The 25346-nt window shown below is 61.2% G+C and carries 24 protein-coding genes; 21 read left to right on the forward strand and 3 right to left on the reverse strand.

Going from position 1 to position 25346, the window contains the following annotated elements:
• Nucleotides 1-45: 45 nt before the first annotated feature.
• The gene (locus tag ACGJAX_RS24450; RefSeq protein ID WP_090320227.1) at nucleotides 46-795 is read left to right on the forward strand and encodes an AraC family transcriptional regulator; all 750 of its coding nucleotides are present in this window, start codon (nucleotides 46-48) and stop codon (nucleotides 793-795) included.
• Nucleotides 796-1180: 385 nt separating this feature from the next.
• On the opposite strand, the gene ACGJAX_RS24455 is transcribed toward ACGJAX_RS24450, so the two are convergent.
• Nucleotides 1181-1540: a DUF6124 family protein gene (locus ACGJAX_RS24455; RefSeq protein WP_390956470.1), complete on the reverse strand. Its 360-nt coding sequence runs from the start codon at nucleotides 1538-1540 to the stop codon at nucleotides 1181-1183.
• Nucleotides 1541-1978: 438 nt separating this feature from the next.
• Between ACGJAX_RS24455 and ACGJAX_RS24460 the strand changes: the two genes are divergently transcribed.
• From ACGJAX_RS24460 to ACGJAX_RS24510, 11 genes are all read left to right on the forward strand, one after another.
• A complete protein-coding gene (locus ACGJAX_RS24460; RefSeq protein WP_390956471.1) occupies nucleotides 1979-2827 on the forward strand; it encodes a hypothetical protein in 849 nt (282 codons plus the stop codon).
• A gap of 203 nt (nucleotides 2828-3030) precedes the next feature.
• Nucleotides 3031-3864, forward strand: coding sequence for a hypothetical protein (locus ACGJAX_RS24465; protein ID WP_390956472.1), 834 nt, complete (start codon nucleotides 3031-3033; stop codon nucleotides 3862-3864).
• Between the two features lie 810 nt (nucleotides 3865-4674).
• Nucleotides 4675-5493 carry a transporter substrate-binding domain-containing protein gene (locus tag ACGJAX_RS24470; RefSeq protein ID WP_090320221.1) on the forward strand — a complete coding sequence of 273 codons (819 nt, stop codon included), beginning with the start codon at nucleotides 4675-4677 and terminating at the stop codon, nucleotides 5491-5493.
• A 10-nt stretch (nucleotides 5494-5503) separates the two neighbouring features.
• Nucleotides 5504-7282: an aconitase X gene (locus ACGJAX_RS24475; protein ID WP_390956473.1), complete on the forward strand. Its 1779-nt coding sequence runs from the start codon at nucleotides 5504-5506 to the stop codon at nucleotides 7280-7282.
• Nucleotides 7275-7940 carry an amino acid ABC transporter permease gene (locus ACGJAX_RS24480; protein WP_248915140.1) on the forward strand — a complete coding sequence of 222 codons (666 nt, stop codon included), beginning with the start codon at nucleotides 7275-7277 and terminating at the stop codon, nucleotides 7938-7940. The genes ACGJAX_RS24475 and ACGJAX_RS24480 overlap by 8 nt, the downstream gene beginning before the upstream one ends.
• A 10-nt stretch (nucleotides 7941-7950) precedes the next feature.
• Nucleotides 7951-8601 carry an amino acid ABC transporter permease gene (locus ACGJAX_RS24485; protein ID WP_047530192.1) on the forward strand — a complete coding sequence of 217 codons (651 nt, stop codon included), beginning with the start codon at nucleotides 7951-7953 and terminating at the stop codon, nucleotides 8599-8601.
• Entirely contained in the window at nucleotides 8594-9316 is a 723-nt protein-coding gene (locus ACGJAX_RS24490; RefSeq protein WP_047530195.1) for an amino acid ABC transporter ATP-binding protein, read from the forward strand. Before ACGJAX_RS24485 ends, ACGJAX_RS24490 begins: the two co-directional genes overlap by 8 nt.
• Nucleotides 9317-9379: 63 nt before the next feature.
• Entirely contained in the window at nucleotides 9380-10408 is a 1029-nt protein-coding gene (locus ACGJAX_RS24495) for a trans-3-hydroxy-L-proline dehydratase (protein WP_390956474.1), read from the forward strand.
• Nucleotides 10409-10663: 255 nt separating this feature from the next.
• On the forward strand, nucleotides 10664-11581 hold the full coding sequence (locus tag ACGJAX_RS24500; protein WP_034150208.1) for a dihydrodipicolinate synthase family protein: 918 nt from the start codon (nucleotides 10664-10666) through the stop codon (nucleotides 11579-11581).
• Between the two features lie 73 nt (nucleotides 11582-11654).
• Nucleotides 11655-13049, forward strand: a complete 1395-nt coding sequence (gene abaF / locus ACGJAX_RS24505; RefSeq protein ID WP_390956475.1) for a fosfomycin efflux MFS transporter AbaF — start codon at nucleotides 11655-11657, stop codon at nucleotides 13047-13049.
• 65 nt (nucleotides 13050-13114) lie between these two features.
• A complete protein-coding gene (locus tag ACGJAX_RS24510) occupies nucleotides 13115-14695 on the forward strand; it encodes an aldehyde dehydrogenase family protein (RefSeq protein ID WP_390956476.1) in 1581 nt (526 codons plus the stop codon).
• Between the two features lie 241 nt (nucleotides 14696-14936).
• Here the strand turns inward: ACGJAX_RS24510 and ACGJAX_RS24515 are convergent, their stop codons facing one another.
• Nucleotides 14937-15725 (reverse strand): DeoR family transcriptional regulator, encoded by a 789-nt coding sequence (locus ACGJAX_RS24515; protein WP_390956477.1) that lies wholly within the window; start codon nucleotides 15723-15725, stop codon nucleotides 14937-14939.
• A gap of 366 nt (nucleotides 15726-16091) precedes the next feature.
• Between ACGJAX_RS24515 and ACGJAX_RS24520 the strand changes: the two genes are divergently transcribed.
• The 4 genes from ACGJAX_RS24520 (at nucleotide 16092) to ACGJAX_RS24535 (ending at nucleotide 19418) form a co-directional block, all read left to right on the forward strand.
• Nucleotides 16092-16856 carry a hypothetical protein gene (locus ACGJAX_RS24520; RefSeq protein ID WP_390956478.1) on the forward strand — a complete coding sequence of 255 codons (765 nt, stop codon included), beginning with the start codon at nucleotides 16092-16094 and terminating at the stop codon, nucleotides 16854-16856.
• Between the two features lie 28 nt (nucleotides 16857-16884).
• Nucleotides 16885-17322 (forward strand): hypothetical protein, encoded by a 438-nt coding sequence (locus ACGJAX_RS24525; RefSeq protein WP_390956479.1) that lies wholly within the window; start codon nucleotides 16885-16887, stop codon nucleotides 17320-17322.
• Between the two features lie 108 nt (nucleotides 17323-17430).
• Nucleotides 17431-18096 (forward strand): response regulator, encoded by a 666-nt coding sequence (locus ACGJAX_RS24530; RefSeq protein ID WP_090320196.1) that lies wholly within the window; start codon nucleotides 17431-17433, stop codon nucleotides 18094-18096.
• Nucleotides 18072-19418, forward strand: coding sequence for an ATP-binding protein (locus tag ACGJAX_RS24535; RefSeq protein ID WP_390956480.1), 1347 nt, complete (start codon nucleotides 18072-18074; stop codon nucleotides 19416-19418). Before ACGJAX_RS24530 ends, ACGJAX_RS24535 begins: the two co-directional genes overlap by 25 nt.
• A gap of 29 nt (nucleotides 19419-19447) precedes the next feature.
• On the opposite strand, the gene ACGJAX_RS24540 is transcribed toward ACGJAX_RS24535, so the two are convergent.
• Nucleotides 19448-20116, reverse strand: a complete 669-nt coding sequence (locus tag ACGJAX_RS24540; protein WP_247257310.1) for an ATPase — start codon at nucleotides 20114-20116, stop codon at nucleotides 19448-19450.
• A 345-nt stretch (nucleotides 20117-20461) separates the two neighbouring features.
• Between ACGJAX_RS24540 and ACGJAX_RS24545 the strand changes: the two genes are divergently transcribed.
• The 5 genes from ACGJAX_RS24545 to argE all read left to right on the forward strand — a co-directional run bounded on the left by ACGJAX_RS24545 (nucleotide 20462) and on the right by argE (nucleotide 25342).
• Nucleotides 20462-21370: an alpha/beta fold hydrolase gene (locus tag ACGJAX_RS24545; RefSeq protein ID WP_390956481.1), complete on the forward strand. Its 909-nt coding sequence runs from the start codon at nucleotides 20462-20464 to the stop codon at nucleotides 21368-21370.
• Nucleotides 21371-21612: 242 nt separating this feature from the next.
• On the forward strand, nucleotides 21613-22923 hold the full coding sequence (locus ACGJAX_RS24550; protein ID WP_090320189.1) for an NAD(P)/FAD-dependent oxidoreductase: 1311 nt from the start codon (nucleotides 21613-21615) through the stop codon (nucleotides 22921-22923).
• Nucleotides 22924-22947: 24 nt separating this feature from the next.
• Nucleotides 22948-23364, forward strand: coding sequence for a RidA family protein (locus tag ACGJAX_RS24555; RefSeq protein WP_047528033.1), 417 nt, complete (start codon nucleotides 22948-22950; stop codon nucleotides 23362-23364).
• Between the two features lie 155 nt (nucleotides 23365-23519).
• A complete protein-coding gene (locus tag ACGJAX_RS24560) occupies nucleotides 23520-24197 on the forward strand; it encodes a DUF1028 domain-containing protein (RefSeq protein WP_390956482.1) in 678 nt (225 codons plus the stop codon).
• Nucleotides 24194-25342, forward strand: coding sequence for an acetylornithine deacetylase (gene argE, locus ACGJAX_RS24565; protein WP_390956483.1), 1149 nt, complete (start codon nucleotides 24194-24196; stop codon nucleotides 25340-25342). The genes ACGJAX_RS24560 and argE overlap by 4 nt, the downstream gene beginning before the upstream one ends.
• Nucleotides 25343-25346: the final 4 nt, after the last annotated feature.

The following is a 25346-nucleotide window of genomic DNA, read 5'->3' on the forward strand; positions in this document are numbered from 1 at the left end:
CCGAGCCACTATGATCCCGGGGGTCGCCATCAGGCCCCCAACGCCATGTACCCCTCGCTCACCAGCTTCAAGCCCTGCGATTTGCCGACGCTGCTGAACAGCCTCCAGCCGATCGCGCCGCTCCTCGATACCCTTTCCGATGTGGTGTTTTTCATCAAGGATCGCGAGGCCCGCTACGCCTTCGTCAACCAGACCCTGGCCCGGCGCTGTGGGTTCAAGCACCGCGAGGATCTGCTGGGACGCACCGCCGACATGGTCTTCCCGGAGCACTTCGGCCCGCTGTACACCGAACAGGATCGACGCGTGCTCTCCAGCGGCCGGGTACTGGCCGATCAACTGGAACTGCACCTGTATTTCGGCAATCAGCCGATCTGGTGCCTGACCCACAAACTCGCCCTGTACGATGAACACGGGCACATCGTCGGCCTGGCCGGCATTTCCCGCGACCTGCAATCGCCGCAGTCCAATCATCCGGCCTATCAGAAGCTTGCCGCGGTGGATTTGCACATCCGCAATCACTTCGCCCAGCCCATCAGCCTCGCCGAATTGACCGCCATTGCCGGCTATTCCGTGGCGCAGCTGGAGCGTCATTGCAAGCGAGTATTCCAGCTCACGCCACGGCAGATGATTCACAAGGCGCGCCTGGAAGAGGGATCGCGGTTGTTGCTGCACACTGACCTGCCGATTACCGAGATTGCCTTGCGTTGTGGGTATACCGACCACAGTGCGTTCAGCCGGCAGTTTCGGGCGTTGACCAGTTTGTCGCCGAGTCAGTATCGGGGGGATCGGGGTTAGGATTGTTTGGGCTGGTTTTGGTCGCGTACATATCCATTTTTTGGTAACGGCTGCTGGCGGTTCCGCCCTGACGGCGGGTCACTTTCAAAGAGCGCGAAAGTAACCAAAGCGCTCTGCCCCTTTCGTTCGGTGCCTCGCTAGTGCTCGGCATGCCCTCGCTCCGGTCCTGCTCCGTGGGCCCGCCGCGATCGGCCATCCATGGCCGTGCGCGGCTAACCCGGCATCCATGCCGGGTTGCCCACTGCGCAGAACCTCCACTCGGTCTCTCGAGGGGGCGCCCACCGCCAAAGCGAGGCGGCCTGCCGGCCGACCTGGTCGGGAGGTCGTACGCATTTCCCCTGTGGGAATGAGCGGCCCCCAAAAAGAGCCGCTGCATTAACCGAAGTTACTCAGGCGGGTCGATTTGATCCAGCATCCGGTTCGCCGTGATCTCCGCCACCATAATGCTGTTGGATATCCCCAGCAGCGCATAGCGCGACGCACCATCTAAGTGATCCACCAACTGGTGGACCATTACATCCACAGAAGCCAAAGTCTCAACCAAATAAACCGCCAGGGTTTCGGTATCAGCGGCGGGATCGACGGTGAACAGCGTGCTGGGTGTGCGCGGCGTCGCTTTGATGTCGGCGGTCGAGGGAATGTGAAAGTTGAGGGCGCGTTCGGCGGCCTCGTTGAGTTTTTTTGAATGGGCTTCGTAAGGGGATGTCGGATCGGCGTCCGGCGGGTTTGGTGTGACTTTGAACATAAGCTAGTTTTCCTGATTGGGTGCCAACCCTTCCGCTGCTAAACGAGAGGGAGGCAGCTGTACGCAGGTTAGCAGACCGGGGATCTAGCAAAGCCGGCGCGCCCGAAGGCGCCCTGCGCACAGCCACCATCGAGTGCAGGCATGGAACTGCCTGACTGATGAGCTTGTGCAACTCTCTAAATATCCAACCGGGCTGCTAAACCCGATCACTGATGGGCAGTGACAGGAATCAAGTTACCGAGTGGTCCCAAGGCACACAAGCCGGCGGATTCTGGCGTAACCGTAGGCAACGGCGCAAGGTCTTGTAGCTTTCATGAAGTAACCCGGCCGGCGTTTAAACACGCGAATTCCAAGCATTTTATTTGCGTAAAAAATGGGGCAGCGTGGGCGCTTGAGTACTGTACTAAGCTCGTAGGGGCTTAGCTGATTGGTGTCCGTATGATTTCAGAGTTGATGGCGTGTTTAATTGAATTCGTTCATTCAGTCCCTGATGTGATTTGGTCAGGTGTCATCGCTTCAGTGCTGACGCTGAGCGGAGTATTGATATCGAATTACGACAATACGAGACGGTTACGAATGCAGCTGATCCATGACGCTGCCGAGAAGTCAAAGGAACGGATAACAAGCATTCGTCGAGAGATCTATTTACGCGCAACAGACGAAGCACACCGGGTCATGAGGCACTTCATTGCACTGCGACAGGTGGACTTGGCTGAAACCAATACATCGGAAGCACTTCACGGCTTTCAATCAACATTGTCGAAGATGCAGTTAGTCGTTGAGCCAGGTACGTTGACTCTCCTCAACTCGCTGAATAAAGAGTGCACCGGCCTTTTTGTAAAGTTATTGCGAAAAGTTCAACCAATGCAGGACCTACGTACTGAAATGTTTGGATTGGATAGACTCATTGAATTCATGGATGAACAGGCTACAAAAAAACTCGCTGAGATAAAAATTCTCAGTGCTGCTCCCGTACTGGATGGCCGGCAAATAGACACGCTGATGAAAATCTACGAAAACCAACTGGCAAAAAAGGCCGAACACCAGCAAGCAAGAGAGGCTAAGCGTGAGGAAGCTGAGCACCTTAGCAATGCGTACGACAAAGCAATTTTTTCTGAGCTGACGCCATTCGGGATACTCCTGGAGAAAGTCTCCATAGAGATGCGAAGTGAGCTTGGGCTCACAACAGATGCTGCGGCCTACGCAGCAGAAATGGGACGGCTGCGGATTGAAATGGGCGAATTGACCGAGAGAACCTTGGAATCTATGCATTCACCCGCTCAGTAGGCTCGTCATTACCGTTCAGGCGCCCGCGCCGCCGATATAGACTCCCCCGAACAACCGCGCACAATTGCTTGAACACGTCGAACGCTATTAACGCCATCAGGAACATCGGGGGCGACTCACCGCGCCGATTCACAGCCTCGACTACCAAAAAATCGTCATAGAGGCTTTATAAGGGCTTACTGGTCTTTTGGAGATATGTGGTCATGTGCAAAAAAAAGATCACCGTGATTCAGTTGAACAAAACGGAGCAAGAGGTTGTTTACCTGTCAGCCGTCAATGAGCTGCTCCGGTCGATGGTCAATTATGAGTTGATGGTGCTCGGTGGTGAGGGCCAGCATCAAAATGTCCAGTTCAACACCATGACGCATCAAAAATTTTTCTTCATTGCACTGGTGGATTTTTTATCCATGACGGATGAAAAAGCGCCGGTTCCTGCGACTCCCTACTTACGGGCACTGAAGGCTATCGCTGAAGCGCCAAGCTTCGACGAGAATGGGTCTGTGCTTGCGCTTAAAAGAGCTGTGGGCGCCTTCACTGATTGGCTTAGTGTTGAAATTCCAGTCGAGCTTTGGCTGCCATCAATCCTTCTGGAAGTAGAAATACGCATCCCCAGAATCTTATTGCTGAAAATCGCTGGGAACCTGTCAAAGCACAATGTTTTGCGATCTGTTGGCGTTGCTGAGGACATTCAGAGCCTTCTTCGCAATGCTGGTTCTAACGTGGAGTTGTACCAAGCGATGCTCGTCCAGGAAGAAATCTACGAAATTTTCCACGACGACGTTTGCGCGTATCACGCCAGTACAATCGCTGAATTTCTGAACGAATTGTCATGGGGGATTCAAAACTACTTGAAGCCCGAGTACAGCCGCAGTTTCACTCCGAGTATCGATGGATCACCACTCTACGAATTTCAATACCCAAAAGAACTCGACAATCACTACGCGAAAATCTGCTATTGGAATCTGATGAATCAGGTTCAATCTGGCCCGTTTTTTAAACCGTTCACCGTGACGAAACACCTCAAAGGCAAGTACTGAGTCCATTTGCACCAGTGAAGTCGCCAACCAACACCGTGCCGACGAGACCGGCACGCCAACCCTTTCCTGGCCGACGCCGAAGTCCTCAGCCAAAAACACCAGTCTCATCGTTGATGAACGCGAAGGTCGTCTGGTGCTGGTGTCCAACACTTCACTCAACGAAAACCTCGCACCGCTGAGTGTCAGCAAACTCAAACGACGCTTCTTCGAAGCCCCTGCAACTGCCCATCAATCGCCCGTTGTTGCAAGAAAGCGCCACGGCGCCGACGACAACCCTGCAATCAGGTCGGCTGTCAGGCCGCCTCGCTTTTGCTTTTGATCTTCTTGCCCCCTCGAGAGGCTGAGCGCAGGTTTTGCGCAGTGGGCAACCCGGCATGGATGCCGGGTTAGCCGCCCCCGGCCATGGATGGCCGATGGCGGCGGGCCCACGGAGCAAGACCGGAGCGAAGGCATGCCGAGCCTGGGCGAGGCACCGAACGAAAGGGGCAAGAGCCCTTGGTTACTTGGGGCTTTTCCAAGTGACTCGCCGTCAGGGCGAAACCGCCAGCAGCCGTTACCGCAGAAACGGATATGTACTCCCATGTTTCTTAACGGGGCATCAGCGCAACCGCTGCTCCCATATGTAACACCGCCCAGCGCAGCAACGGCGCAACCCTTCCAGTCGCAACGCCACTGAAACGCCTCTAACCCAAGGCCCAAAAACAATTTCACGGCCAAAACTGGAAACAGGCACATTGATTGCTATTGTTAATATCGTATACGAAATCCTCGATACGATATTCAACAGCACATCACACTCACGAGGCCTCTATGAAAAACCCCGCATTTGCCGTAGCCCTCAGCGCTGTTCTCAGTACTTCTTTCATCGCCACCGCACAGGCCGACAAGCTCGACGACATCATCGGCTCGGGCAAGCTGCGCTGTGCCGTCACCCTGGACTTCCCGCCCATGGGGTTCCGCGATGCGGGCAACAACCCGGCCGGGTTCGACGTGGACTACTGCCATGACCTGGCGAAGATCCTCGGGGTCGAGGCCGAAGTGGTCGAGACACCGTTTCCGGACCGTATCCCGGCGCTGGTCTCGGGGCGAGCCGATGTGATCGTCGCCTCCACGTCCGACACCCTCGAACGCGCCAAGACCGTCGGCCTCACCGTGCCGTACTTCGCCTTCCAGATGGTGGTGCTGACCCGCGACGATACCGGCATCAACGGCTTTGACGACCTCAAGGGCAAAGCGGTGGGCAATACCAGCGGCACCTATGAGGCCATCGCCCTGGAGAAAGACGTGAAGAACTGGGGCACCGGCAGTTTCCGTGCTTACCAGTCGCAGAACGACACCTTGCTGGCCGTCGCCCAAGGCCACATCGACGCGACCGTGGTCACCAACACCGTCGCCGCTGCCACGCTCAAGTCGGGCAAATACAAAAACCTCAAAGTCGCCGGTAACGCCCCCTACGTGATCGATTACGTGTCCCTCGGCGCCAAGCGCAACGAGTATGGCCTGATCAACTACCTCAACCTGTTCGTCAACCAGCAAGTGCGCACCGGGCGTTACAAGGAGCTGTTCGTCAAATGGGTCGGCACCGATATCGCGCCGACCAATCTGACCGTGCCACAGGTCTACTACTAAGGTGTCCGGTATGCCCAGGTCCACTTTTCTGACCGGTCGCAGCCTGGTCGCGGGCGCTGCTCAAGGCGCCCTGTTGTTCGCCGATGTCGGCCTGAGTTTCTGGGGCGGGGTCGATTCCGCCACTGGCGAGGTCATCGATCGCCACCACCCCCTCAGTGGCGAATACCTGGCCGGTCGTGTGCTGGCGATTCCCAGCGGCCGTGGCTCGTGCACCGGCAGCAGTGTGTTGATGGAACTGATCAGCAACGGCCATGCACCGGCGGCATTGGTGCTGGCCGAACCCGACGAGATCCTGACCCTGGGTGTGCTGGTGGCTCAGACCATTTTCGAGCGTTCCCTGCCGGTGCTGTGCATCGGCCAGGAGGCCTTCGCCGCCTTGCGCGGCGGGGCTTTCGCCCGGGTCGAAGACACCACGGTGAGCCTGTTAGATCAGCCGCCGGGCGATGCCTGGCAGGCCATCGACAGCCCGTTGCGGACAGACGCAACACACACCTCAATCGAACTGACCGAACACGACCAGGCCCTGCTCGGCGGCGAGCACGGCAAAGCCGCCCAGGTGGCCATGCAGATCGTCCTGCGCATGGCCGAACTGCAAGGTGCCCGTAGCCTGGTGGATGTCACCCAGGCGCACATTGATGGCTGCATCTACACCGGACCGGCGAGCCTGCGCTTTGCTCGACAGTTAGTGCAATGGGGCGCGAAAGTCCGGGTGCCCACCACCCTCAATTCGATCTCCGTGGACCAGCGCCGTTGGCGCGAACTGGGCGTCGACCCGGCCCTCGGCGAACCCGCCAGTGCCCTGGGCGATGCCTACATGGCGATGGGCGCACAGCTCAGCTACACCTGTGCGCCCTACTTGCTCGACACGGCGCCCAAGGCGGGCGAGCAGATTGTCTGGGCCGAATCCAACGCCGTGGTCTATGCCAACAGCGTGTTGGGCGCGCGCACCCTGAAGTATCCGGACTACCTCGACATCTGCATCGCCCTGACCGGCCGCGCCCCGCTGATCGGCTGCCATCTGGACGCGCAACGCAAGGCGCGGTTGCAGATCGAGTTGCCGGCCCTTGGTGAACTGGACGATGCCTTTTACCCGCTGCTCGGTTATCACATCGGCGCACTGGCCGGCAGCCGTGTGCCCCTCGTACTCGGCCTGGAAAAGCGCAAGCCGAGCCTGGACGACCTGAAAGCCTTCGGTGCGGCTTTCGCCACCACCTCGGCAGCGCCGCTGTTTCATATCGCCGGGATCACCCCGGAGGCCATCGACCCGGCACAGGTGCTGGAAGCCGGCGCACGCATTGCCGTGGAAAAAATCCGCCTGCAGGACCTGATGCTCAGTTGGCGCGAGCTCAACAGCGCCCGTGACCCGCGGGTGGATGTGGTGTCGCTGGGCAACCCGCATTTTTCCCTCGGCGAATTCGCTCACCTGGCGCGGCTGTGCCGGGGTCGGCACAAGCACCCGGACGTGGTGCTCGCCATCACCTGCGGGCGCGCAGTACTGGAACAGGCGCGCGAGGCCGGGCATCTCGCGGTGATCGAGGCCTTCGGTGCCACCCTGGTCACCGACACCTGCTGGTGCATGCTCGGTGAGCCGGTGATTCCGCCGGCCGCGACCACCCTGATGACCAACTCCGGCAAGTACGCCCATTACGCCCCTGGCCTGGTGGGGCGCAAGGTGCATTTCGCCAGCCTGGCCGAATGCGTCGATGCCGCGTGCAGTGCCACGGCCAGCGGGCGACTGCCGGCCTGGCTGCAACCCGCTGCCCAACTGGAGAGCCCCGCGCATGTTTGATTACACCTTCCAATGGCGCTCGGCACTGCGCGCCCTGCCCGATATGCTCACCGGCGCCCTGGTCACCTTCGAGACCGCCGCCCTGTCGATGATCTTCGGCGTGCTGATCGCCCTGGCCCTGACGGTCATGCGTGAAGCCAGAAATCCACTGTTGCGCGGCATTGGCAATGGCTGGGTCTCGATTGCCCGCAACACCCCGTCGCTGTTCCAGATCTACGTCCTGTACTTCGGCCTCGGCTCCCTGGGCTTGCATGTCAGTTCGTGGCTCGCGCTGCTGGCCGGGATCACCTTCAACAATGCCGGCTACCTGGCGGAAAACTTTCGCGGCGGGCTCAAGGCCGTGCCCCACACCCAGGTACGCGCCGCACGTTCGCTGGGCATGAGCGCCTTCCAGACCTACCGCCTGATCATCGTTCCGCAGTTGCTGCGCATCGTCTTCTACCCGCTGACCAATCAAATGGTCTGGGCGGTGCTGATGACGTCGCTGGGGGTGATCGTCGGGCTGAACAATGACCTGACCGGCGTGACCCAGGAATACAACGTCAAAACCTTCCGCACCTTCGAGTACTTCGCCATCGCGGCGGTGCTGTATTACGCGATTGCCAAGGCGATCGTCGCGACAGCCCGGCTGATGGCCTGGCGGTTGTTCCGTTACTGAGGAGCTGTCCATGTTTGCCACCGATTTTTCCTCGAATGACCTGCTGTTCCTGCTCAACGGCGCCTGGGTCACGCTGCAGCTGACGTTCTGGTCGATCATCCTCGGTTCCCTGGCGGGCCTGCTGTTTGGTCTGCTGCGGGCGCTGTTGCCACGGGCCAGCCTGCCGCTGGCCTGGGTGCTGGATGTGTTCCGCAGCGTGCCGCTGCTCATCCAGTTCGTGCTGTTCAACTCACTCAAAAGCATCGTCGGCCTGAACATCAGTGCCTTCAGCGTCGGGTGCATCGTGCTGGGGGTCTACACCGCCGCGTACTTCACCGAAATCGTACGGGGTGGCGTGTTGGCCGTGCCGTTCACGGTGCGCCGGGCCAGTCGTTCATTGGGCCTGAGTTTTCTCCAGGACCTGCGCTGGATCGTCCTGCCGATGGCCACGCGGGTGGCCTTCCCCGGCTGGCTGAACCTGGTGCTCGGGGTGATGAAAGACACCGCGCTGGTGATGTGGATCGGCATCGTCGAACTGCTGCGCGCCTCGCAAACCATCGTGACCCGCATCCAGGAACCGCTGCTGGTGCTGTGCATCGCGGGCCTTATCTACTACGTCATGAGCCTGGTGGTCGCCCGCCTCGGCGCTCGTCTGGAAAGAAGGTGGCAAGAAAATGATTGAGATCGACAACGTACATAAATCCTTCGGCAACCTCGAAGTGGTCAAGGGCGTGAACCTGACGGTGAACAAGGGCGAGGTGGTGTCGATCATCGGCGGTTCCGGCTCCGGCAAATCGACCCTGCTGATGTGCATCAACGGCCTGGAACCGATCCAGAAAGGCAACATCCGCGTCGACGGTGTCGAGGTCCATCACAGCGCCACCGACCTCAACCGCCTGCGGCAGAAAATCGGCATCGTGTTCCAGCAGTGGAACGCCTTCCCGCATTTGACGGTGCTCGAAAACGTCATGCTGGCGCCGCGCAAGGTGCTGGGCAAGAGCAAGGCCGAAGCAGAAGAACTGGCGGTCAAGCAGCTGACCCATGTGGGCCTGGGCGACAAGCTCAAGACCTTCCCCGGCAAGCTGTCCGGCGGTCAGCAACAACGCATGGCCATTGCCCGGGCCCTGGCGATGTCGCCGGACTACATGCTGTTCGACGAAGCCACCTCGGCCCTCGACCCGCAATTGGTGGGCGAGGTGCTGGACACCATGCGCATGCTCGCCGAAGACGGCATGACCATGGTCCTGGTGACCCACGAGATCCGCTTCGCCCGCGACGTGTCCGACCGCGTGGCGTTCTTTCGCAATGGCCTGGTGCACGAGATCGGCTCGCCGGACCAGGTCATCGGTAATCCGGTGCATGCGGAGACGGCGGCGTTTCTCAAATCAGTGAAGTAATTGATGACCGCATCGCGGGCACGCCCGCGATGAGGCCTGACAGGCGAAACAAGGAGCAAAGCAATGCGTTCATCAAAAGTCATCCATGTCGTCAGTTGCCACGCCGAAGGCGAGGTCGGCGATGTGATTGTCGGCGGTGTCGCGCCGCCGACCGGCGCCACCGTGTGGGAGCAGTCGCGCTGGATCGCCAGGGATGAAACCCTGCGCAACTTCGTGCTCAACGAGCCGCGCGGCGGGGTATTCCGTCACGTCAACCTGCTGGTGCCGGCCAAGGACCCGCGGGCGCAGATGGCCTGGATCATCATGGAACCGGCCGACACGCCACCGATGTCCGGCTCGAACTCATTGTGCGTGGCCACGGTGTTGCTCGACAGCGGCATCCTGCCGATGACCGAGCCGCAAACCCGCCTGGTGCTGGAAGCTCCCGGTGGATTGATCGAGGCCGTGGCCGATTGCCGTGACGGCAAGGTCGAACGGGTGGAAATCAAGAATGTGCCCTCCTTCGCCGATCGCCTGGATGCCTGGATTGAAGTCGAGGGCATCGGTTCGCTGCAGGTCGATACGGCTTACGGCGGCGACAGTTTCGTGATCGCCGACGCCAAGGGCCTGGGCTTTTCCATCCGCCCGGACGAGGCCGCCGATCTGGTGGCGGTCGGGCTGAAGATCACCCGGGCAGCCAACGAACAACTGGGCTTCGTCCATCCGCTGAACCCCGATTGGTCGCACATCTCGTTCTGCCAGATTGCCGCGCCCGTCGTCCATGAAAACGGCATCGCCACCGGCGCCAATGCGGTGGTGATTCAACCGGGCAAAATCGACCGCTCGCCCACCGGCACCGGTTGCTCGGCACGCATGGCGGTGTTGCAGGCCAAGGGTTTGATGCAAGTGGGCGAGCGTTTTATCGGGCGCTCGATCATCGGCTCCGAGTTCCACTGCCGCATTGATTCGCTGACCGAAGTGGCCGGCCGCGCCGCCATCTACCCGTGCATTTCCGGGCGAGCCTGGATCACCGGCACCCATCAACTGCTGCTCGACCCGAGCGATCCATGGCCACAGGGCTATCGCCTTTCGGATACCTGGCCGGGTGCTTGATATCAATGCACAGCCATTGTGGCGAGGGAGCTTGCTCCCGCTGGGCTGCGTAGCGGCCCCATTGCTGTGTATCTGATTAGCGAGTTGTCTGGATTTACGACTGCTGCGCAGTCGGGCGGGAGCGAGCTCCCTCGCCACAGAGCCATCACCAGACCAACGGCCGGATAAACCCGAAAAAACCTGAAAAAAGCACTAGCCGAACGCTTTCACTTTAAATATCGTATACGAAATACTTTTAACGAACCGGAGGCAACAATGAGCAAGCGAATCAACTGGAGTGGCGTCTTCCCCGCGGTGACCACGCAATTCAACGATGACTTCACCATCAACCTGGACAAAACCCACCAAGTGATTTCCAACGTCATCCGGGATGGCGTGTCGGGCCTGGTGGTCTGTGGTTCGGTCGGCGAAAACACGTCGCTGACCGCCGAAGAGAAAATCGCCGTGACTGAAGTGGCCGTGGACGCTTCTCGTGGTCGCGTACCGGTGATCTGCGGCGTCGCCGAATTCACCAGCGTGCAAGCGGCCAAGGTCGCCAACGCTGTGCGCAAGGTCGGGGTCGACGGTGTGATGCTGATGCCGGCGCTGGTCTACGGTTCCAAGCCGTTCGAGACCGCCGAGCACTACCGCTACGTGGCGAAAAACGCCGACGTGCCCTTGATGGTCTACAACAACCCGCCGATCTACAAAAACGACGTCACCCCGGACATCCTGATTTCCCTGGCCGACTGCGACAACGTGGTGTGCTTCAAGGATTCCTCGGGCGATACCCGTCGTTTCATCGACGTGCGCAATGAGGTCGGTGATCGTTTCGTGCTGTTCGCCGGTCTCGATGACGTGGTGCTGGAAAGCATCGCCGTCGGTGCCGAGGGTTGGGTGTCGGGCATGTCCAACGTGTTCCCGAAAGAAGGTGAAACCATCTTCCGCCTGGCCAAGGCCGGACGCTTCGCCGAAGCCATGCCGATCTACGAATGGCTGATGCCGATCCTGCACCTCGATGCCCGCGCCGACCTGGTGCAGTGCATCAAGCTGTGTGAAGCCATCGCCGGTCGCGGCAGCGCCCTGACCCGTCCACCGCGCCTGGCTTTGCCGGAAGCCGACCGGGTGTTCGTCGAGCAGATCATGGCCAAGGCCCTGGCCAACCGTCCGCAGCTGCCGGACGTCGGTCTCTGAGTGATTGCCGGGCGGGCCCTGGCGGGTCCGGCCCGGCTGCCTGTTTTTTTGCGCCTCTACAGGGAACGTCAGCATGTCCAACGCTCAACACATTCAAAGCGCAACCACCCCCTCGGGACTCAAGCGCGTCGTGGCCGCAGCCATGGCCGGCACTGTCGCCGAGTGGTATGAATTCTTTCTCTACGGTACGGCGTCGGCACTGGTGTTCGGTCAGTTGTTCTTTCGCCAGACCGACAGCCCCATCGACGGCATCATTGCCGCTTTCGCCCTCTATGCCGTGGGCTTTCTCGCCCGACCGCTGGGTGGCCTGGTGTTCGGTCACTACGGTGACAAGTTTGGCCGCAAACGCCTGCTGCAGCTGAGCCTGGTGGTGGTCGGCATCACCACGTTCCTGATGGGTTGCCTGCCCGGTTTCGACCAGATCGGCTACGCCGCGCCGGTATTGCTGGTGCTACTGCGCCTGATCCAGGGCTTCGCCTTTGGCGGCGAATGGGGCGGTGCGATTCTGCTGGTGTCGGAACACTGCCCGGACAATCGCCGTGGCTTCTGGGCCAGTTGGCCGCAAGCCGGCGTACCTGCCGGCAACCTGGTGGCGACGGTGGCTCTGCTGCTGTTGTCGTCGAACCTGTCGGAGCAGCAATTCCTCGCCTGGGGCTGGCGCGTGGCGTTCTGGTTCTCGGCGGTGGTGGTGCTGATCGGTTACTGGATTCGCACCAGTGTCGATGACGCGCCGATCTTCAAGGAAGCCCAGGCCCGCCAGGCACAGACCCGCCAGCTACAACTGGGGGTGGTGGAAGTGCTGCGCCACCACTGGCGTTCGGTGCTGGTGGGGATCGGCGCGCGTTTCGCCGAAAACATCCTCTACTACACCGTCGTGACGTTCTCGATCACCTACCTGAAGCTGGTGGTGCACAAGGACACCTCGCAGATCCTGCTGCTGATGTTCGGCGCTCACCTTTTGCACTTTTTCCTGATTCCGCTGATGGGCTACCTGTCGGACCTGGTCGGGCGCAAACCGGTGTACCTGGTCGGCGCAGTGCTCACCGCTTTCTGGGGCTTCGTCGGTTTCCCGATGATGGACACGGGCAACAACTGGCTGATCATGGCGGCCATCACCCTGGGCCTGGCCATCGAGTCGATGACCTACGCACCCTACTCGGCGCTGATGGCCGAAATGTTCCCGACTCACGTGCGCTACACCGCGTTGTCGCTGTGCTACCAGGTGGCGCCGATCTTTGCCGGCTCCCTGGCCCCACTGATCGCCATCACCCTGCTCAACAAGTACCACAGCTCGACGCCGATCGCCTGGTACCTGGTCGGCGCCGCGCTGATTTCCATCGTCGCCGTCGGCCTGACCCGCGAGACCCGTGGCAAGTCGCTACGCTCGGTGGATGCCGAGTCGGCGGCGCGCATTGCCGCGCTGGACCCGGCCTCGACCAGCACGCGTCGGGCTGATTCGCTGGCGTGAGTTCTTTACCTGCAGGAGCTCGCTCCTGCAGGGGTTCCATTCCTCATTTGCGACAGGAGTACTCAATGTCCGGGATCCTCGGCCACAACTACATCGGCGGTACCCGCAGTGCCGCTGGCAGCATCACCTTGCAAAGCCGTGACGCCAGCACCGGCGAAGCGCTGCCCTACTCGTTCATGCAGGCCACCGTGGAGGAAGTGGACGCCGCCGCCCAGGCCGCGGCGGCCGCTTACCCGGTCTTTCGCAACCTGCCGGCCGCACGTCGGGCGGATTTCCTCGACGCCATTGCCGCGCAACTGGATGCACTGGATGATCGGTTCGTCGCCCTGGTCACTCGCGAAACCGCGTTGCCGGGCGCACGCATTCAGGGTGAGCGTGCACGCACCAGTGGCCAGATGCGCCTGTTCGCCCAGGTCCTGCGTCGCGGCGACTTCTACGGTGCGCGCATCGACCGCGCCCTGCCCGACCGTCAACCGTTGCCACGGGTCGACCTGCGCCAGTACCGGATCGGTGTCGGCCCGGTCGCGGTGTTCGGCGCGAGCAATTTCCCGCTGGCCTTCTCCACGGCCGGCGGCGATACCGCTGCAGCCCTGGCCGCCGGGTGCCCGGTGGTGTTCAAGGCCCACAGCGGCCACATGGCGACCGCCGACATCGTCGCCGATGCAATCATTCGCGCCGCCGAACAGACCGGCATGCCCAAAGGCGTGTTCAACATGATCTACGGGGCCGGCGTTGGCGAAGCGCTGGTCAAGCATCCGGCGATTCAAGCGGTCGGCTTCACCGGTTCGCTCAAGGGCGGCCGTGCACTATGCGACATGGCCGCTGCACGCCCACAGCCGATTCCGGTGTTCGCCGAAATGAGCAGCATCAACCCGGTGGTGGTACTACCCGAAGCCCTGCGGCTGCGCGGTGAAAGCATTGCTGGCGAACTGGTCGCCTCGGTGGTCCAGGGCTGCGGTCAGTTCTGTACCAATCCGGGGTTGGTGATCGGCATCCGTTCCCCGCAGTTCAGCGCGTTCAGCGCACGGCTCGCGACCCTGATGGCCGAGCAACCCGCACAAACCATGCTCAATGCCGGCACCCTCGCCAGCTATGAGAAAGGCGTGCAGGCGTTGCTCTGCCATTCAGGGGTGACGCACCTGGCCGGTCATGAGCAACAGGGCAATCAGGCGCGGCCGCAACTGTTCAAGGCCGATGTCAGCCTGTTGTTGCGGGGTGATCCACTGCTGCAAGAGGAGGTGTTCGGCCCGACCACCCTGCTGGTCGAAGTGGCCGACGAGGCTGAACTGCAACAGGCCCTGAACAGCCTGCACGGACAACTCACCGCGACCCTGATCGGCGAAGCACAGGATCTGCAGGCGCACGGGCAATTGCTTGGGCTGCTGGAGCAAAAGGTTGGCCGGGTGTTGTTCAACGGCTACCCCACCGGGGTCGAAGTCTGTGATGCGATGGTGCATGGCGGTCCATACCCGGCCACCTCCGATGCCCGTGGCACCTCGGTCGGCAGCCTGGCCATCGAGCGGTTCCTGCGCCCGGTCTGCTACCAGAACTGCCCGGATGCGCTGCTGCCCGACGCCCTGAAAAACGCCAACCCGCTGGGCATTGCCCGACTGGTCGACGGCAACAGCCACCGCGACCCGATCTGAAAAACCCCACTACCCCTGTAGAAGCCAGTCTGCTCCTGCAGGGCTCACACTGATTTTTGGATCGTTCACACAATCAAGTAATACCATCGGCCTTGTGAGAACTGGCTTACCAGCGATGACGGCCTGACAGACGCTTTTGATGTGACTGGCAGACCGCTATCGCGGGCAAGCCCGCTCCCACAGGTTTTTGGATCGCTCACACAATCAAATAATGTTCTTCAGTCATTCAATGCATTGCCGCTCAAACCTCTACCTGCACCACCTCGATGCCCAGCTTGCGGTAATCCTCGATATTGCCCGTCGCCACATGGCGTTCGGTGATCAAGGTGTGCACCCGTGAACAGGGCGCCACCACGAATGGCTCCACCGCCCCGAGTTTGTCCGCTGTGGTCACCGCGATCACCCGCGAGGCGCTGTCGATCAGCGCCTGTTTTACCGGCACTTCGTCGAAATGCAGCGAGCTGATGCCCACCTCGGGATGAATCGCGCAGACCCCGGTGAACAACAGGTCAGCCTTGATTCCCTGCAGCAAGCGAAGGGTCTCGTGGCCGCTGACGGACAGGGTCGCCAGGTTGAGTTGCCCACCCGCGAGAATGACCTTGATGCCTTTGTATTGAGCCAGGCTGATGGCGGTCATCGGCGAAGTCGTGATGGCGGTGATGGAAATGTCCGAGGGCAACGAGCGCGCAATCTGCAGCGTGGTCGTGCCCGAATCGAACATCACGATCTGACCGTCCTCCACCCTTTGGGCGGCGAGCTGCGCCAGTCGGGTTTTCACCTCATCGGTTTCGCTGATGCGGGTGAAGTAATCCTTGCCCGTGTCCTTGGGTCGCGGCAACGCGCCGCCGTGTACCCGCTGAACCAGGCCGGCATTGTCCAGCTCTGCGAGATCGCGGCGGATGGTGTCTTCCGACACGGCGAAATGCTGGCTCAACCCGGAGGCCATGACCTTGCCGTCACGTTCGAGGATCAAGAGGATTTTCTGCCGGCGCAGATGCGGGAGTTCGGCCGCGGAATGCTGATCGTGCATGTTTTTGCCTGTTTATGCGCTGATTTACGTGTTTGTGCGAGGTTAGTCAAACGGCGCCAGAAACACAAACCGGGCGAGGCCAATCATCAATTGTTTCGATCTTTCAAATCACGAAGGCGAATTTTTTATTTGCGCGTGACCTGTTCAAGATGAGCGCCATCACAAAAAGCACCGGATGGACATCTCATGAATCTCAATTTCGCCTTCGCCTGCATGATCGTGGTCTCGTTTGCCATTGCGCTGGGCCACGCCTGATTCAAAACCCCCGGCCTTGTTCGATCTTGCCCTTGCTCAGTCCCAGCTAAGTTTCAGTCGGTAGCCTTTCTCTTGCGCAACTAACAGCGCTGCCCAGGAGAATCGATCGACATGAACCCGACACCCGCCGGCTGGCTCAACAAGGTGCCCGAAGTGACGCTGTCATTTTGGGTCATCAAGATCATGTCCACCACGGTCGGTGAAACCGGCGCCGACTTTCTGGCCGTCAACGCCGGCCTGGGGGCGGGCTGGACCAGTATCGGCATGGCGGCCCTGCTGGCCATCGCGCTGACCTGCCAACTGCGCACCAAAGCCTACACCCCCTGGATCTACTGGCTCACCGTTGTGTTGGTGAGCATCGTCGGCACGCAGATCACCGACATCCTCACCGACATGCTGGACGTGAGCCTGTACACCAGCACGGCGGTCTTTTCCGTACTGCTGGCGGTCAATTTCCTGGTCTGGTACCGGACCGAACACAACCTTTCCATCCGCGAAATCGTCACGCCACGACGCGAGTTGTTCTATTGGGCGACCGTGCTCTGCACCTTTGCCCTTGGCACCGCGGCAGGCGACCTGGCCACTGAAGCACTGGGCCTGGGCTTCACCCTTGGCGCGGTGATATTCGGTGTATTGATTGCCGCGACCCTCGTCGCCTGGCGCCTGGGCGGCAATGTCGTGCTGGCCTTCTGGATCGCCTACATCCTGACCCGCCCCTTCGGCGCGTCCCTCGGTGACCTGCTGACGCAAGCCAAAACCTACGGCGGCCTGGGCATGGGCGCGACCTGGACCAGCGCGCTGTTCCTGTGCGTCATCGTCATTCTGGTGGCCGTCGCGCAAATGAGCGTCGGCAACCGCAAGCACATCACTCAGTAATTCTTCAAAAGCCATTCAGGGAAACGTCATGCGCCACGTTCAAAACGCCATCCGCCACCTTGCCATTGTTGGCGCCATTGCCTTGCTCGGCATCGCAACCGGCTGCTCGAAACCGGCGGACAAACCCAATGCCGCAGCCCCTTCAGGCGCGGTCAGCAACCCGGTCAACGCGGGGTCCAGACTGGGCGACTTGTCCGCGTTCCGCAGCATTGCCGCCGACGTCGCCGGGCTGGTCGACAAAAGTGACCTGCCTGCGGCGAAAGCGCGGATCAAGGACCTGGAAACCTCCTGGGACGAAGCCGAAGCCGGCATCAAGCCCCGTGCCGCCAGCGACTGGCATGTGGTCGACAAGGCCATCGACCGCGCACTGTCTGCGCTGCGCGAGAGCAGCCCGGTCCAGAGTGACTGCAAAATCGCCATGGATGACCTGCTCAAGGCCTTCGACGCCATGAAAGCCACCCCATGACCGATGGCGGCGACCGGCGCTGAGGCCACAGCGGACAAACCCAGGCGCAGGTGTTTCAATACAGGCGCGACGGCCGACACCGTCGCGTCTTTTTTTGGCGGAGGGAACATGCGGATACTGCTGGTCGAAGATGACCCGATGATCGGTGACGCGATCCAGAGCGCCCTCACGGATGCCAGTTACGCCGCCGACTGGGTCAAGAACGGCCTTCTGGCCCTGGCCGCGTTGCACACCCAGCACTACGATCTGGTGTTGCTGGACCTCGGTCTGCCCGGCAAGGACGGCCTCGATGTGCTCGACCGCATTCGCGGCGAGAACAACCCCGTGCCGCTGCTGATCATCACCGCCCGGGACAACCTCGATGATCGCCTGCGCGGGCTCGACGGCGGCGCTGACGATTTCCTGCTCAAACCCTTTGAAATGGCCGAGCTGCTGGCGCGCATGCGTGCGGTGCTGCGCCGTCACGGAGGCAGCGCCCTGTCGCGTCTCGACAACGGCGTGGTGGCCCTGGACCTGATCTCCAAGGAAGCCAGCACTGAAGAAAACCCCGGCGTTCTGCTCTCCAGTCGCGAGTTCGCCTTGCTCCAGGCGCTGTTGATCCGGCCGGGGGCCATCCTGTCGCGCAGCGAACTCGAAGACCGTCTGTATGGCTGGGGCAATGAAGTGGAAAGCAATGCGGTGGAGTTCCTGATTCATGCGCTGCGCCGCAAGCTGGGAAGCCATGTCATCAAAAACGTCAGGGGAATGGGATGGATGGTTTCAAAAAACGTTTAGGCGAGTCGGTCCAGCTGCGGTTGAGCGTGGCGCTGTCGCTGGCCATCCTGACGGTCGCCCTCCTGGCCGGGGTCTTCGCCTACGTGTCGGCCTTCGATGAAGCCCACGACATGCAGGACGACACCTTGCGCCAGATGGCCAAGCTGTTCGACCGCCAGCACATGACTCTCCAATACCCGGAGAATGGCGCGGCGGATGACGACGAGGCGCGCATCATTCTTCAGTACCTGGCCGACGGCAGCAAAGCCTCGGGGGACGATGATGCCGGCACGCCGCTGCCCTTCCCCACGACCCTGCCCGACGGCCTGTCGACCGTGCCCATTGCCGGCGAAGCCTTTCGCGTCCTGGTCAAGACCACCGCCCGGGGCGAGCGCATCGCCGTCGCCCAGGAAACCGGCGCCCGCGACAAGGACGCCCGTGCCAGTGCCTGGCGCAGTGTCCTGCCATTCCTCGTTCTGCTGCCCATCCTGCTGCTGGTGGTCAGTGATCTGGTGCGCAAACTGTTCCGGCCCATCGCCACGCTGTCGTCTGAAATCGACCGTCGCGATGAGCAGGAACTGCATCCGATCGACGAATACCACCTGCCCCTGGAAATCCGCCCCTTCGTCGTGGCGATCAATCGGCTGCTCAACCGCGTCGCGCAGTCCATGGAGAGCCAGCGCCGCTTCGTCGCCGATGCCGCCCACGAACTGCGCTCGCCGCTGACCGCCCTGTCCCTGCAGGCCGAGCGACTGGCCGCCGTCGACATGCCGGAACCGGCCCGCGCGCGGCTGGTGCCCTTGCGACGGGGCATCGAGCGCGGCAGACAATTGATAGACCAGTTGCTGACCCTGGCCAAGGCACAGTCCACTGCGACCAGCGAGGCATCGACGACCTCCGTGCACGAGGTCTATCGCCACGTGCTGGAAGACCTGTGGCCACTGGCCGAACGCAAACACCTCGACATCGGTGTCGAGATCGAACAGGACGTGCGGGTGGGCATCAACGAAATCGACCTGACGGCCGTGGTGAAAAACCTGGTGGACAACGCCATTCGCTACACCCCGGCCCATGGCCGTGTAGACCTGACGCTGAAAATGGACAACGGCCAGGCCCTGTTGCAGATCAGGGACTCGGGGCCTGGTATAGCAGTGGAAGAACAGGAGCGGGTGTTCGACCCGTTCTATCGCAGCCTGGGCACCGATGAATCCGGCTCGGGGCTGGGATTGTCGATCGTCAAGGCGATCATGGACCGCAGTGGGGCGCGGGTGCGATTGGGTTTCACGAATGAACGGGCCAGAAGCGGCCTGTGTGTGTCGCTGTGGTTGCGCGTCAGCACCTGATCACGCCTTGACGGCCGATGCACCGGCTGTCAGTTGCTGGCCACGTGATCCATGTTGCCAGTCGTCACCAGCGCCTTGAGCGACGCATCGAACTGTTTCAACGCATGCTCCTGCAACTCGGTCTGCTGATTGATTTGTGCGGCAATCTGCGGGGCGGGTTTGCCATGCACCCACACCGAAGGCATTTGCTTGGCGCGTGAGCCTTCGGCCTGGCCGATGTATTGCAGGTTCGAATCGTAGAACCTGGCGACAAACCGTGCTTCGACCTGGTTGTTGCGCTTGGACACCAGGCGGCTGTAGGTGTCGAGCATCACCACCACATCGGGATGCGCCTGAACGGCGGCGTCGAGGTTGTCATAGACGGTCACCGAGGCGAACTGTTTCTGCAGCGACGCCATCAGCCAGTTGAGTGCACGCTGCGGATCGGAACTGTCGACGAACGCCTTGGCGATTTGCGGATCCATCTGCGGGTTCTTCGCGCCATTGACCGCAACAGCGTGGTAGCTCTCAAGGTATTGCTGGGTGTTGACGGTGTTCTCGCTGTAAAGCACCGCCACCGATTGCGCGTTGCGCAGGCTGAAGGCGCTGTCGGCGATCGGCGGGAAATGGCAGGACTGATCGGCCGCGACGGCCGGTACGGTGGCGGCCACGCTGCCGGTGAGTACAGCGACAAAAGCCAACAGGGTTGAGATTCTCATCGCGCTGATTCCTTCAAAGGCGAGATCGGTACAACGCTATCCTCCTCCTATGACAGAAAAACAGAACTTGCATTCTTTAATGATGAGTATCGATCAAATGAATGGTCGCTATCAGGGGCTCAACATTGTCACTCACATCGCACGTCACTCATCCAGGATTTGAGTGACGTGTTTAGAGTCATTGAATAGCGTGGATTTGAAGTGCCGAAGGGGCAGTGATCAGGTTTCAGTGATGGAAAACCTGCATCGCAGCGGTCTTTTTTGATGTCTGCTCAGTTATTGATTCCTTTCAAGCGGTCTACGCTATGCCAGAGACAATTCCCAAGCACGTCTGGAGACCGCGCCATGCTTCGCATCCTGCTGACCGCTCTCGCACTCCTCACCCTAAGCCTTCCCGCACAGGCCGCGGTGACGCCATTCCCCAAATCCTTCCGTACCCAGGACATCCCGCTCGATGGCGTCACCCTGCACGTGCGCATCGGCGGCAAAGGCCCGGCCGTGGTGCTGTTGCATGGCTTTGGCGATACGGGTGACATGTGGGCACCGCTGGCGGCCGATCTGGCCAGGGACCACACGGTCGTGGTGCCGGATCTGCGTGGCATGGGTTTGTCGTCGATTCCAGAAAGCGGCTATGACAAAAAGACTCAAGCAGGCGATATCCGCGGGGTATTGGCGAAGTTGGGTATCGAACACTCGGTGGTCATCGGCCACGACATCGGCACCATGGTTGCCTTCGCGTACGCCTCGCGTTACCCGCAGCAGACTGATCGCCTGGTGGTGATGGACGCGCCAGTACCGGGCATCCCACCGTGGAACGACATCGTTCGCTCACCGATGCTGTGGCACTTCGACTTCGGCGGAGCGGACATGGAACGCCTGGTTGCCGGTCGTGAGCGGATTTACCTGGACCGCTTCTGGAACGAATTCGCGGGCGATCCGGCGAAAATCGATGAAAAGATCCGCCAGCACTACGCCGCGCTCTACGCCCGCCCCGGCAACATGCGCGCCGCCTTCGCCCAGTTCCGCAGCATTCGTCAGGATGAAGCCGACAACAAAGCGTCGATGGCGACGCGCCTGACCATGCCGGTGCTGGCCGTTGGCGGGGAGAAATCCTTCGCAAATAACGAAGCGATCGTGATGCGCAATGCGGCGGACAATGTCACCGAAGTGGTGGTGCCAGGGGCCGGGCATTGGTTGATGGAAGAGGCGCCGACGCCGACGATCAAGGCGATTCGGGACTTTATCGGTCAATGAAACACGGGGCTGAGGTGCACAACTTCGTCGAATCGCACAGTTGCCATGAATACGAACGCACGCACTGGAAGGCCAGGTAGCGCTGGCGCCCCCAAGTCTGCGGGGCCAAGGGCGCTGCATCAGTTATTTATACTCAAATGCCAGCTTAATAATATTTTACCGATATCAGGGTGATCCCTAGTCTTGACCCCAAGAGATGGCAGGCCACATACGGTTTGAATCCAACTTCAAAGGGTATTGAGATGACCACTGAAAAAATAAAAACAGATACGCTGATTGTGGGTGCCGGTCAGGCTGGCGTGGCCATGAGCGAGCACCTGAGCAAACTCGGTGTGCCGCACCTGGTGCTGGAGCGTAACCGCATCGCCGAACGCTGGCGCACCGGCCGCTGGGATTCGCTGGTGGCCAATGGCCCGGCCTGGCACGACCGCTTTCCCGGCCTTGAATTCGACGACCTGAGCCCTGACAGCTTTGCCCCGAAAGAGCGAGTGGCCGATTACTTCGAAGCCTACGCGAAAAAATTCAACGCCCCGATCCGCACCGGCGTCGATGTACTGAAGGTCGAACGCAATGTCGGTCGCCCCGGCTTCACCATCGAAACCTCCGAAGGCGTGATCGAGGCCGCCCGCGTGGTCGCCGCCACCGGGCCTTTCCAGCGTCCGGTCATCCCGCCGATCGCACCGAAAGATCAACCATTGCTGCAGATCCACTCGGCTGACTACCGCAACCCTGGGCAATTGCCTGAAGGTGCCGTGCTGGTCGTCGGTGCCGGCTCGTCGGGGGTGCAGATTGCCGACGAATTGCAGCGTGCGGGCAAGAAAGTCTACCTCTCGGTCGGTGCCCACGATCGCCCGCCTCGCGCCTACCGCAACCGTGACTTCTGCTGGTGGCTCGGTGTGCTGGGCGAATGGGACCAGGCGGCGATGAAGCCGGGCCGGGAACACGTGACCATCGCGGTCAGTGGCGCCCACGGCGGGCGCACCGTGGACTTCCGCGGGCTTGCCCATCGCGGCATGACCCTGGTCGGTCTGACTCAATCGTTCAACGGCAGCGTGGCGACTTTCCAGCCGAACCTGGCCGACAACCTGGCCCGGGGCGATGAGAACTATCTGGCGCTGCTCGATGCCGCCGACGCCTACATCGAGCGCAACGGCCTGGACCTGCCGCAAGAACCGGAGGCGCGGATAACCTTCCCTGATCCGGAGTGCGTGACCCACCCGATCCTGCAGCTCGACCTGGCCGAGGCCGGCGTGACCTCGATCATCTGGGCCACCGGTTTTGCCACCGACTACAGCTGGTTGAAGGTCAATGCTTTCGACGCCAACGGCAAACCACAGCACCAGCGCGGCGTGTCGACTGAGCCCGGGGTGTATTTCCTCGGTCTGCCGTGGCAGTCGCGGCGCGGTTCGTCGTTTATCTGGGGCGTGTGGCACGACGCCAAGTACGTGGCTGACCAGATCGCCATCCAGCGCTCATACCTTGAATACCGTGACCTCGAGCAACGCGAAGCGCAAACCGCCCCGCTCGCCCATAAAACCACGGTCAGTGCCTAAGCCTTTTTCTGTCAGGAGCTTCAAATGTCCACGCCTACCCATACCCGTATTCGCATGTTCAACACCAAGCAGACCTACCCGAACCAGAGCCTGGACAACGACCTGTGCCAGGCCGTCCGGGCCGGCAACACCGTTTATGTGCGCGGCCAGGTCGGCACTGATTTCGAAGGCAACCTGGTGGGCCTGGGTGACCCTCGCGCGCAAGCCGAGCAAGCCATGCGCAACGTCAAGCAATTGCTGGAAGAAGCCGGCAGCGACCTGAGCCACATCGTGAAAACCACCACCTACCTGATCGATCCGCGTTACCGCGAGCCGGTCTATCAGGAAGTGGGCAAGTGGCTCAAAGGCGTGTTTCCGATTTCCACCGGGCTGGTGGTGTCGGCCCTGGGGCAGCCACAGTGGTTGATGGAGATTGATGTGATTGCGGTGATTCCCGAGTAGACCGAGTCGCGGCCATCGCGAGCAGGCTCGCTCCCACAGTTGATCGGCGCTGAACACGACCTTGTGACCACTGAAGATCCCTGTGGGAGCGAGCCTGCTCGCGATGGCGTCCGCCCAGACACCCCATTCGCCAAGGCACACCAAGGAGCACACCCATGACCTTTTCCATCGCCGCACGCTGCCCCGAAACCGGTCAGTTCGGCATCGCGATCAGTTCCTCGAGCATCGCCGTCGGCGCCCGCTGCCCCTGGCTGCTGCCCGGTGTCGGCGCGGTGTCCACGCAAAACATCACCCTGCCGTCCCTCGGCCCGGAAGTCCTCGCCCTCATGGAACAAGGCCTCGCGCCGGCCGAGGCGCTGGATAAAGTGCTGACCCGCCATGGCTACAGCCAGTATCGGCAAGTCACGGCCATCGACCACCTCGGCCGCACCGCGCACTTCAGCGGCTCGCAAACCCTGGGTAACCACAACGCCGTGTCGGGCGAACAATGCGTGGCGGCGGGCAACATGCTGGCCGATCGTACGGTGATCGAGGCCATGGTCGTGGCGTTCGAACACGGCGAAGGTCAACTTGCCGACCGCCTGCTCGCCGCGATGAAAGCGGCCATTGCCGCCGGTGGCGAAGCCGGGCCGGTGCATTCGGCGGCGATGGTGGTGGTGGGTGAACTGACCTGGCCGATCATCAACCTGCGGGTCGACTGGGCCGACGAAAACCCGATCGGTCAGTTGGAAAAACTCTGGGACGCCTATCGCCCACAGGTTCAGGACTACATCGACCGCGCCCTGGCCCCGGACAAGTCGCCGGGCTACGGGGTGGCCGGAGACGACCGATGAGCCGCAGCCGCGATTTGCTGCAAACCCTGGTGGCCTTCGACACCACGAGTCGCGAATCCAACCTGCAGTTGATCGAGTTTGTCCGCGACTACCTCGCACGCTTCGATGTGCCTTGCGAGCTGATCTACAACGAACAGCGCAGCAAGGCCAACCTGTTCGCGACCCTCGGCCCGGCGGATCGTCCGGGCATCGTGCTGTCGGGGCATACCGATGTGGTGCCCGTGGACGGCCAGCCGTGGACCGTCGCGCCGTTCGAACTCACCGAGCGCGACGGCAAACTCTACGGTCGCGGCACGGCGGACATGAAAGGCTACATCGCCTGCGTGCTGGCGCTGGTGCCGGCGCTGGTGAAGGCCGACCTGCGGCTGCCGGTGCACATCGCGCTGTCCTACGATGAAGAAGTCGGCTGCCTTGGGGTACGGTCCTTGCTCAAAGCCCTGGAGCAGCGCCCGATCAAACCGATGCTCTGCATCATTGGCGAGCCCACCGAGCTCAAACCGGTGCTTGGCCACAAGGGCAAACTGGCGATGCGCTGCGACATTCACGGCCAAGCCTGCCACTCGGCGTACGCGCCGCTGGGGGTCAACGCGATCGAATACGCAGCCGAACTGATCGGCGAACTGGGGCGCATTGGCCACCGGCTCAAAGCCCCCGAGCATCACGACGCGCGCTTCGACCCACCGTTCAGCACCGTACAGACCGGCGTCATTTCCGGCGGCAAGGCCCTGAACATCGTCCCCGCCGATTGCCGCTTCGATTTTGAAATCCGCGCCCTGCCCTCACACGACCCGAATGAGGTGGCGCAGGAATTGATGACCTATGCCGAGCAGCAGGTATTACCGCGCATGCGTGCCGTGAGTGAGCAGAGCGAGATTCGCTTCAGCGAGTTGTCGGCGTATCCCGGCCTGGCGACCGATGCCCACAGCGAAGCCGCCGAGCTGATCGCCGCGTTTTCCGGTTCCCGAGCGTTCGGTACGGTGGCCTTCGGCACCGAGGGCGGGCTATTCGATGCCGCAGGAATACCCACCGTCGTGTGCGGCCCCGGCAGCATGGACCAGGGGCATAAACCGGATGAGTTTGTCAGCCTGGAGCAGTTGAACGGCTGCGATGAAATGCTGCAAAGGATGCTGCTGTCGATCTGTTGAATCA

It is taken from the genome of Pseudomonas moorei (assembly GCF_042846945.1).
Taxonomy (GTDB): Bacteria; Pseudomonadota; Gammaproteobacteria; order Pseudomonadales; family Pseudomonadaceae; genus Aquipseudomonas; species Aquipseudomonas moorei.

What these genes read in the sequence shown, in the direction of transcription:
- ACGJAX_RS24450 (WP_090320227.1), top strand. Translation starts at nt 46, where the DNA reads ATGTACCCCTCGCTCACCAGCTTCAAGCCCTGCGATTTGCCGACGCTG.
- ACGJAX_RS24455 (WP_390956470.1), bottom strand. Translation starts at nt 1,540, where the DNA reads ATGTTCAAAGTCACACCAAACCCGCCGGACGCCGATCCGACATCCCCT.
- ACGJAX_RS24460 (WP_390956471.1), top strand. Translation starts at nt 1,979, where the DNA reads ATGATTTCAGAGTTGATGGCGTGTTTAATTGAATTCGTTCATTCAGTC.
- ACGJAX_RS24465 (WP_390956472.1), top strand. Translation starts at nt 3,031, where the DNA reads ATGTGCAAAAAAAAGATCACCGTGATTCAGTTGAACAAAACGGAGCAA.
- ACGJAX_RS24470 (WP_090320221.1), top strand. Translation starts at nt 4,675, where the DNA reads ATGAAAAACCCCGCATTTGCCGTAGCCCTCAGCGCTGTTCTCAGTACT.
- ACGJAX_RS24475 (WP_390956473.1), top strand. Translation starts at nt 5,504, where the DNA reads ATGCCCAGGTCCACTTTTCTGACCGGTCGCAGCCTGGTCGCGGGCGCT.
- ACGJAX_RS24480 (WP_248915140.1), top strand. Translation starts at nt 7,275, where the DNA reads ATGTTTGATTACACCTTCCAATGGCGCTCGGCACTGCGCGCCCTGCCC.
- ACGJAX_RS24485 (WP_047530192.1), top strand. Translation starts at nt 7,951, where the DNA reads ATGTTTGCCACCGATTTTTCCTCGAATGACCTGCTGTTCCTGCTCAAC.
- ACGJAX_RS24490 (WP_047530195.1), top strand. Translation starts at nt 8,594, where the DNA reads ATGATTGAGATCGACAACGTACATAAATCCTTCGGCAACCTCGAAGTG.
- ACGJAX_RS24495 (WP_390956474.1), top strand. Translation starts at nt 9,380, where the DNA reads ATGCGTTCATCAAAAGTCATCCATGTCGTCAGTTGCCACGCCGAAGGC.
- ACGJAX_RS24500 (WP_034150208.1), top strand. Translation starts at nt 10,664, where the DNA reads ATGAGCAAGCGAATCAACTGGAGTGGCGTCTTCCCCGCGGTGACCACG.
- abaF (WP_390956475.1), top strand. Translation starts at nt 11,655, where the DNA reads ATGTCCAACGCTCAACACATTCAAAGCGCAACCACCCCCTCGGGACTC.
- ACGJAX_RS24510 (WP_390956476.1), top strand. Translation starts at nt 13,115, where the DNA reads ATGTCCGGGATCCTCGGCCACAACTACATCGGCGGTACCCGCAGTGCC.
- ACGJAX_RS24515 (WP_390956477.1), bottom strand. Translation starts at nt 15,725, where the DNA reads ATGCACGATCAGCATTCCGCGGCCGAACTCCCGCATCTGCGCCGGCAG.
- ACGJAX_RS24520 (WP_390956478.1), top strand. Translation starts at nt 16,092, where the DNA reads ATGAACCCGACACCCGCCGGCTGGCTCAACAAGGTGCCCGAAGTGACG.
- ACGJAX_RS24525 (WP_390956479.1), top strand. Translation starts at nt 16,885, where the DNA reads ATGCGCCACGTTCAAAACGCCATCCGCCACCTTGCCATTGTTGGCGCC.
- ACGJAX_RS24530 (WP_090320196.1), top strand. Translation starts at nt 17,431, where the DNA reads ATGCGGATACTGCTGGTCGAAGATGACCCGATGATCGGTGACGCGATC.
- ACGJAX_RS24535 (WP_390956480.1), top strand. Translation starts at nt 18,072, where the DNA reads ATGGATGGTTTCAAAAAACGTTTAGGCGAGTCGGTCCAGCTGCGGTTG.
- ACGJAX_RS24540 (WP_247257310.1), bottom strand. Translation starts at nt 20,116, where the DNA reads ATGAGAATCTCAACCCTGTTGGCTTTTGTCGCTGTACTCACCGGCAGC.
- ACGJAX_RS24545 (WP_390956481.1), top strand. Translation starts at nt 20,462, where the DNA reads ATGCTTCGCATCCTGCTGACCGCTCTCGCACTCCTCACCCTAAGCCTT.
- ACGJAX_RS24550 (WP_090320189.1), top strand. Translation starts at nt 21,613, where the DNA reads ATGACCACTGAAAAAATAAAAACAGATACGCTGATTGTGGGTGCCGGT.
- ACGJAX_RS24555 (WP_047528033.1), top strand. Translation starts at nt 22,948, where the DNA reads ATGTCCACGCCTACCCATACCCGTATTCGCATGTTCAACACCAAGCAG.
- ACGJAX_RS24560 (WP_390956482.1), top strand. Translation starts at nt 23,520, where the DNA reads ATGACCTTTTCCATCGCCGCACGCTGCCCCGAAACCGGTCAGTTCGGC.
- argE (WP_390956483.1), top strand. Translation starts at nt 24,194, where the DNA reads ATGAGCCGCAGCCGCGATTTGCTGCAAACCCTGGTGGCCTTCGACACC.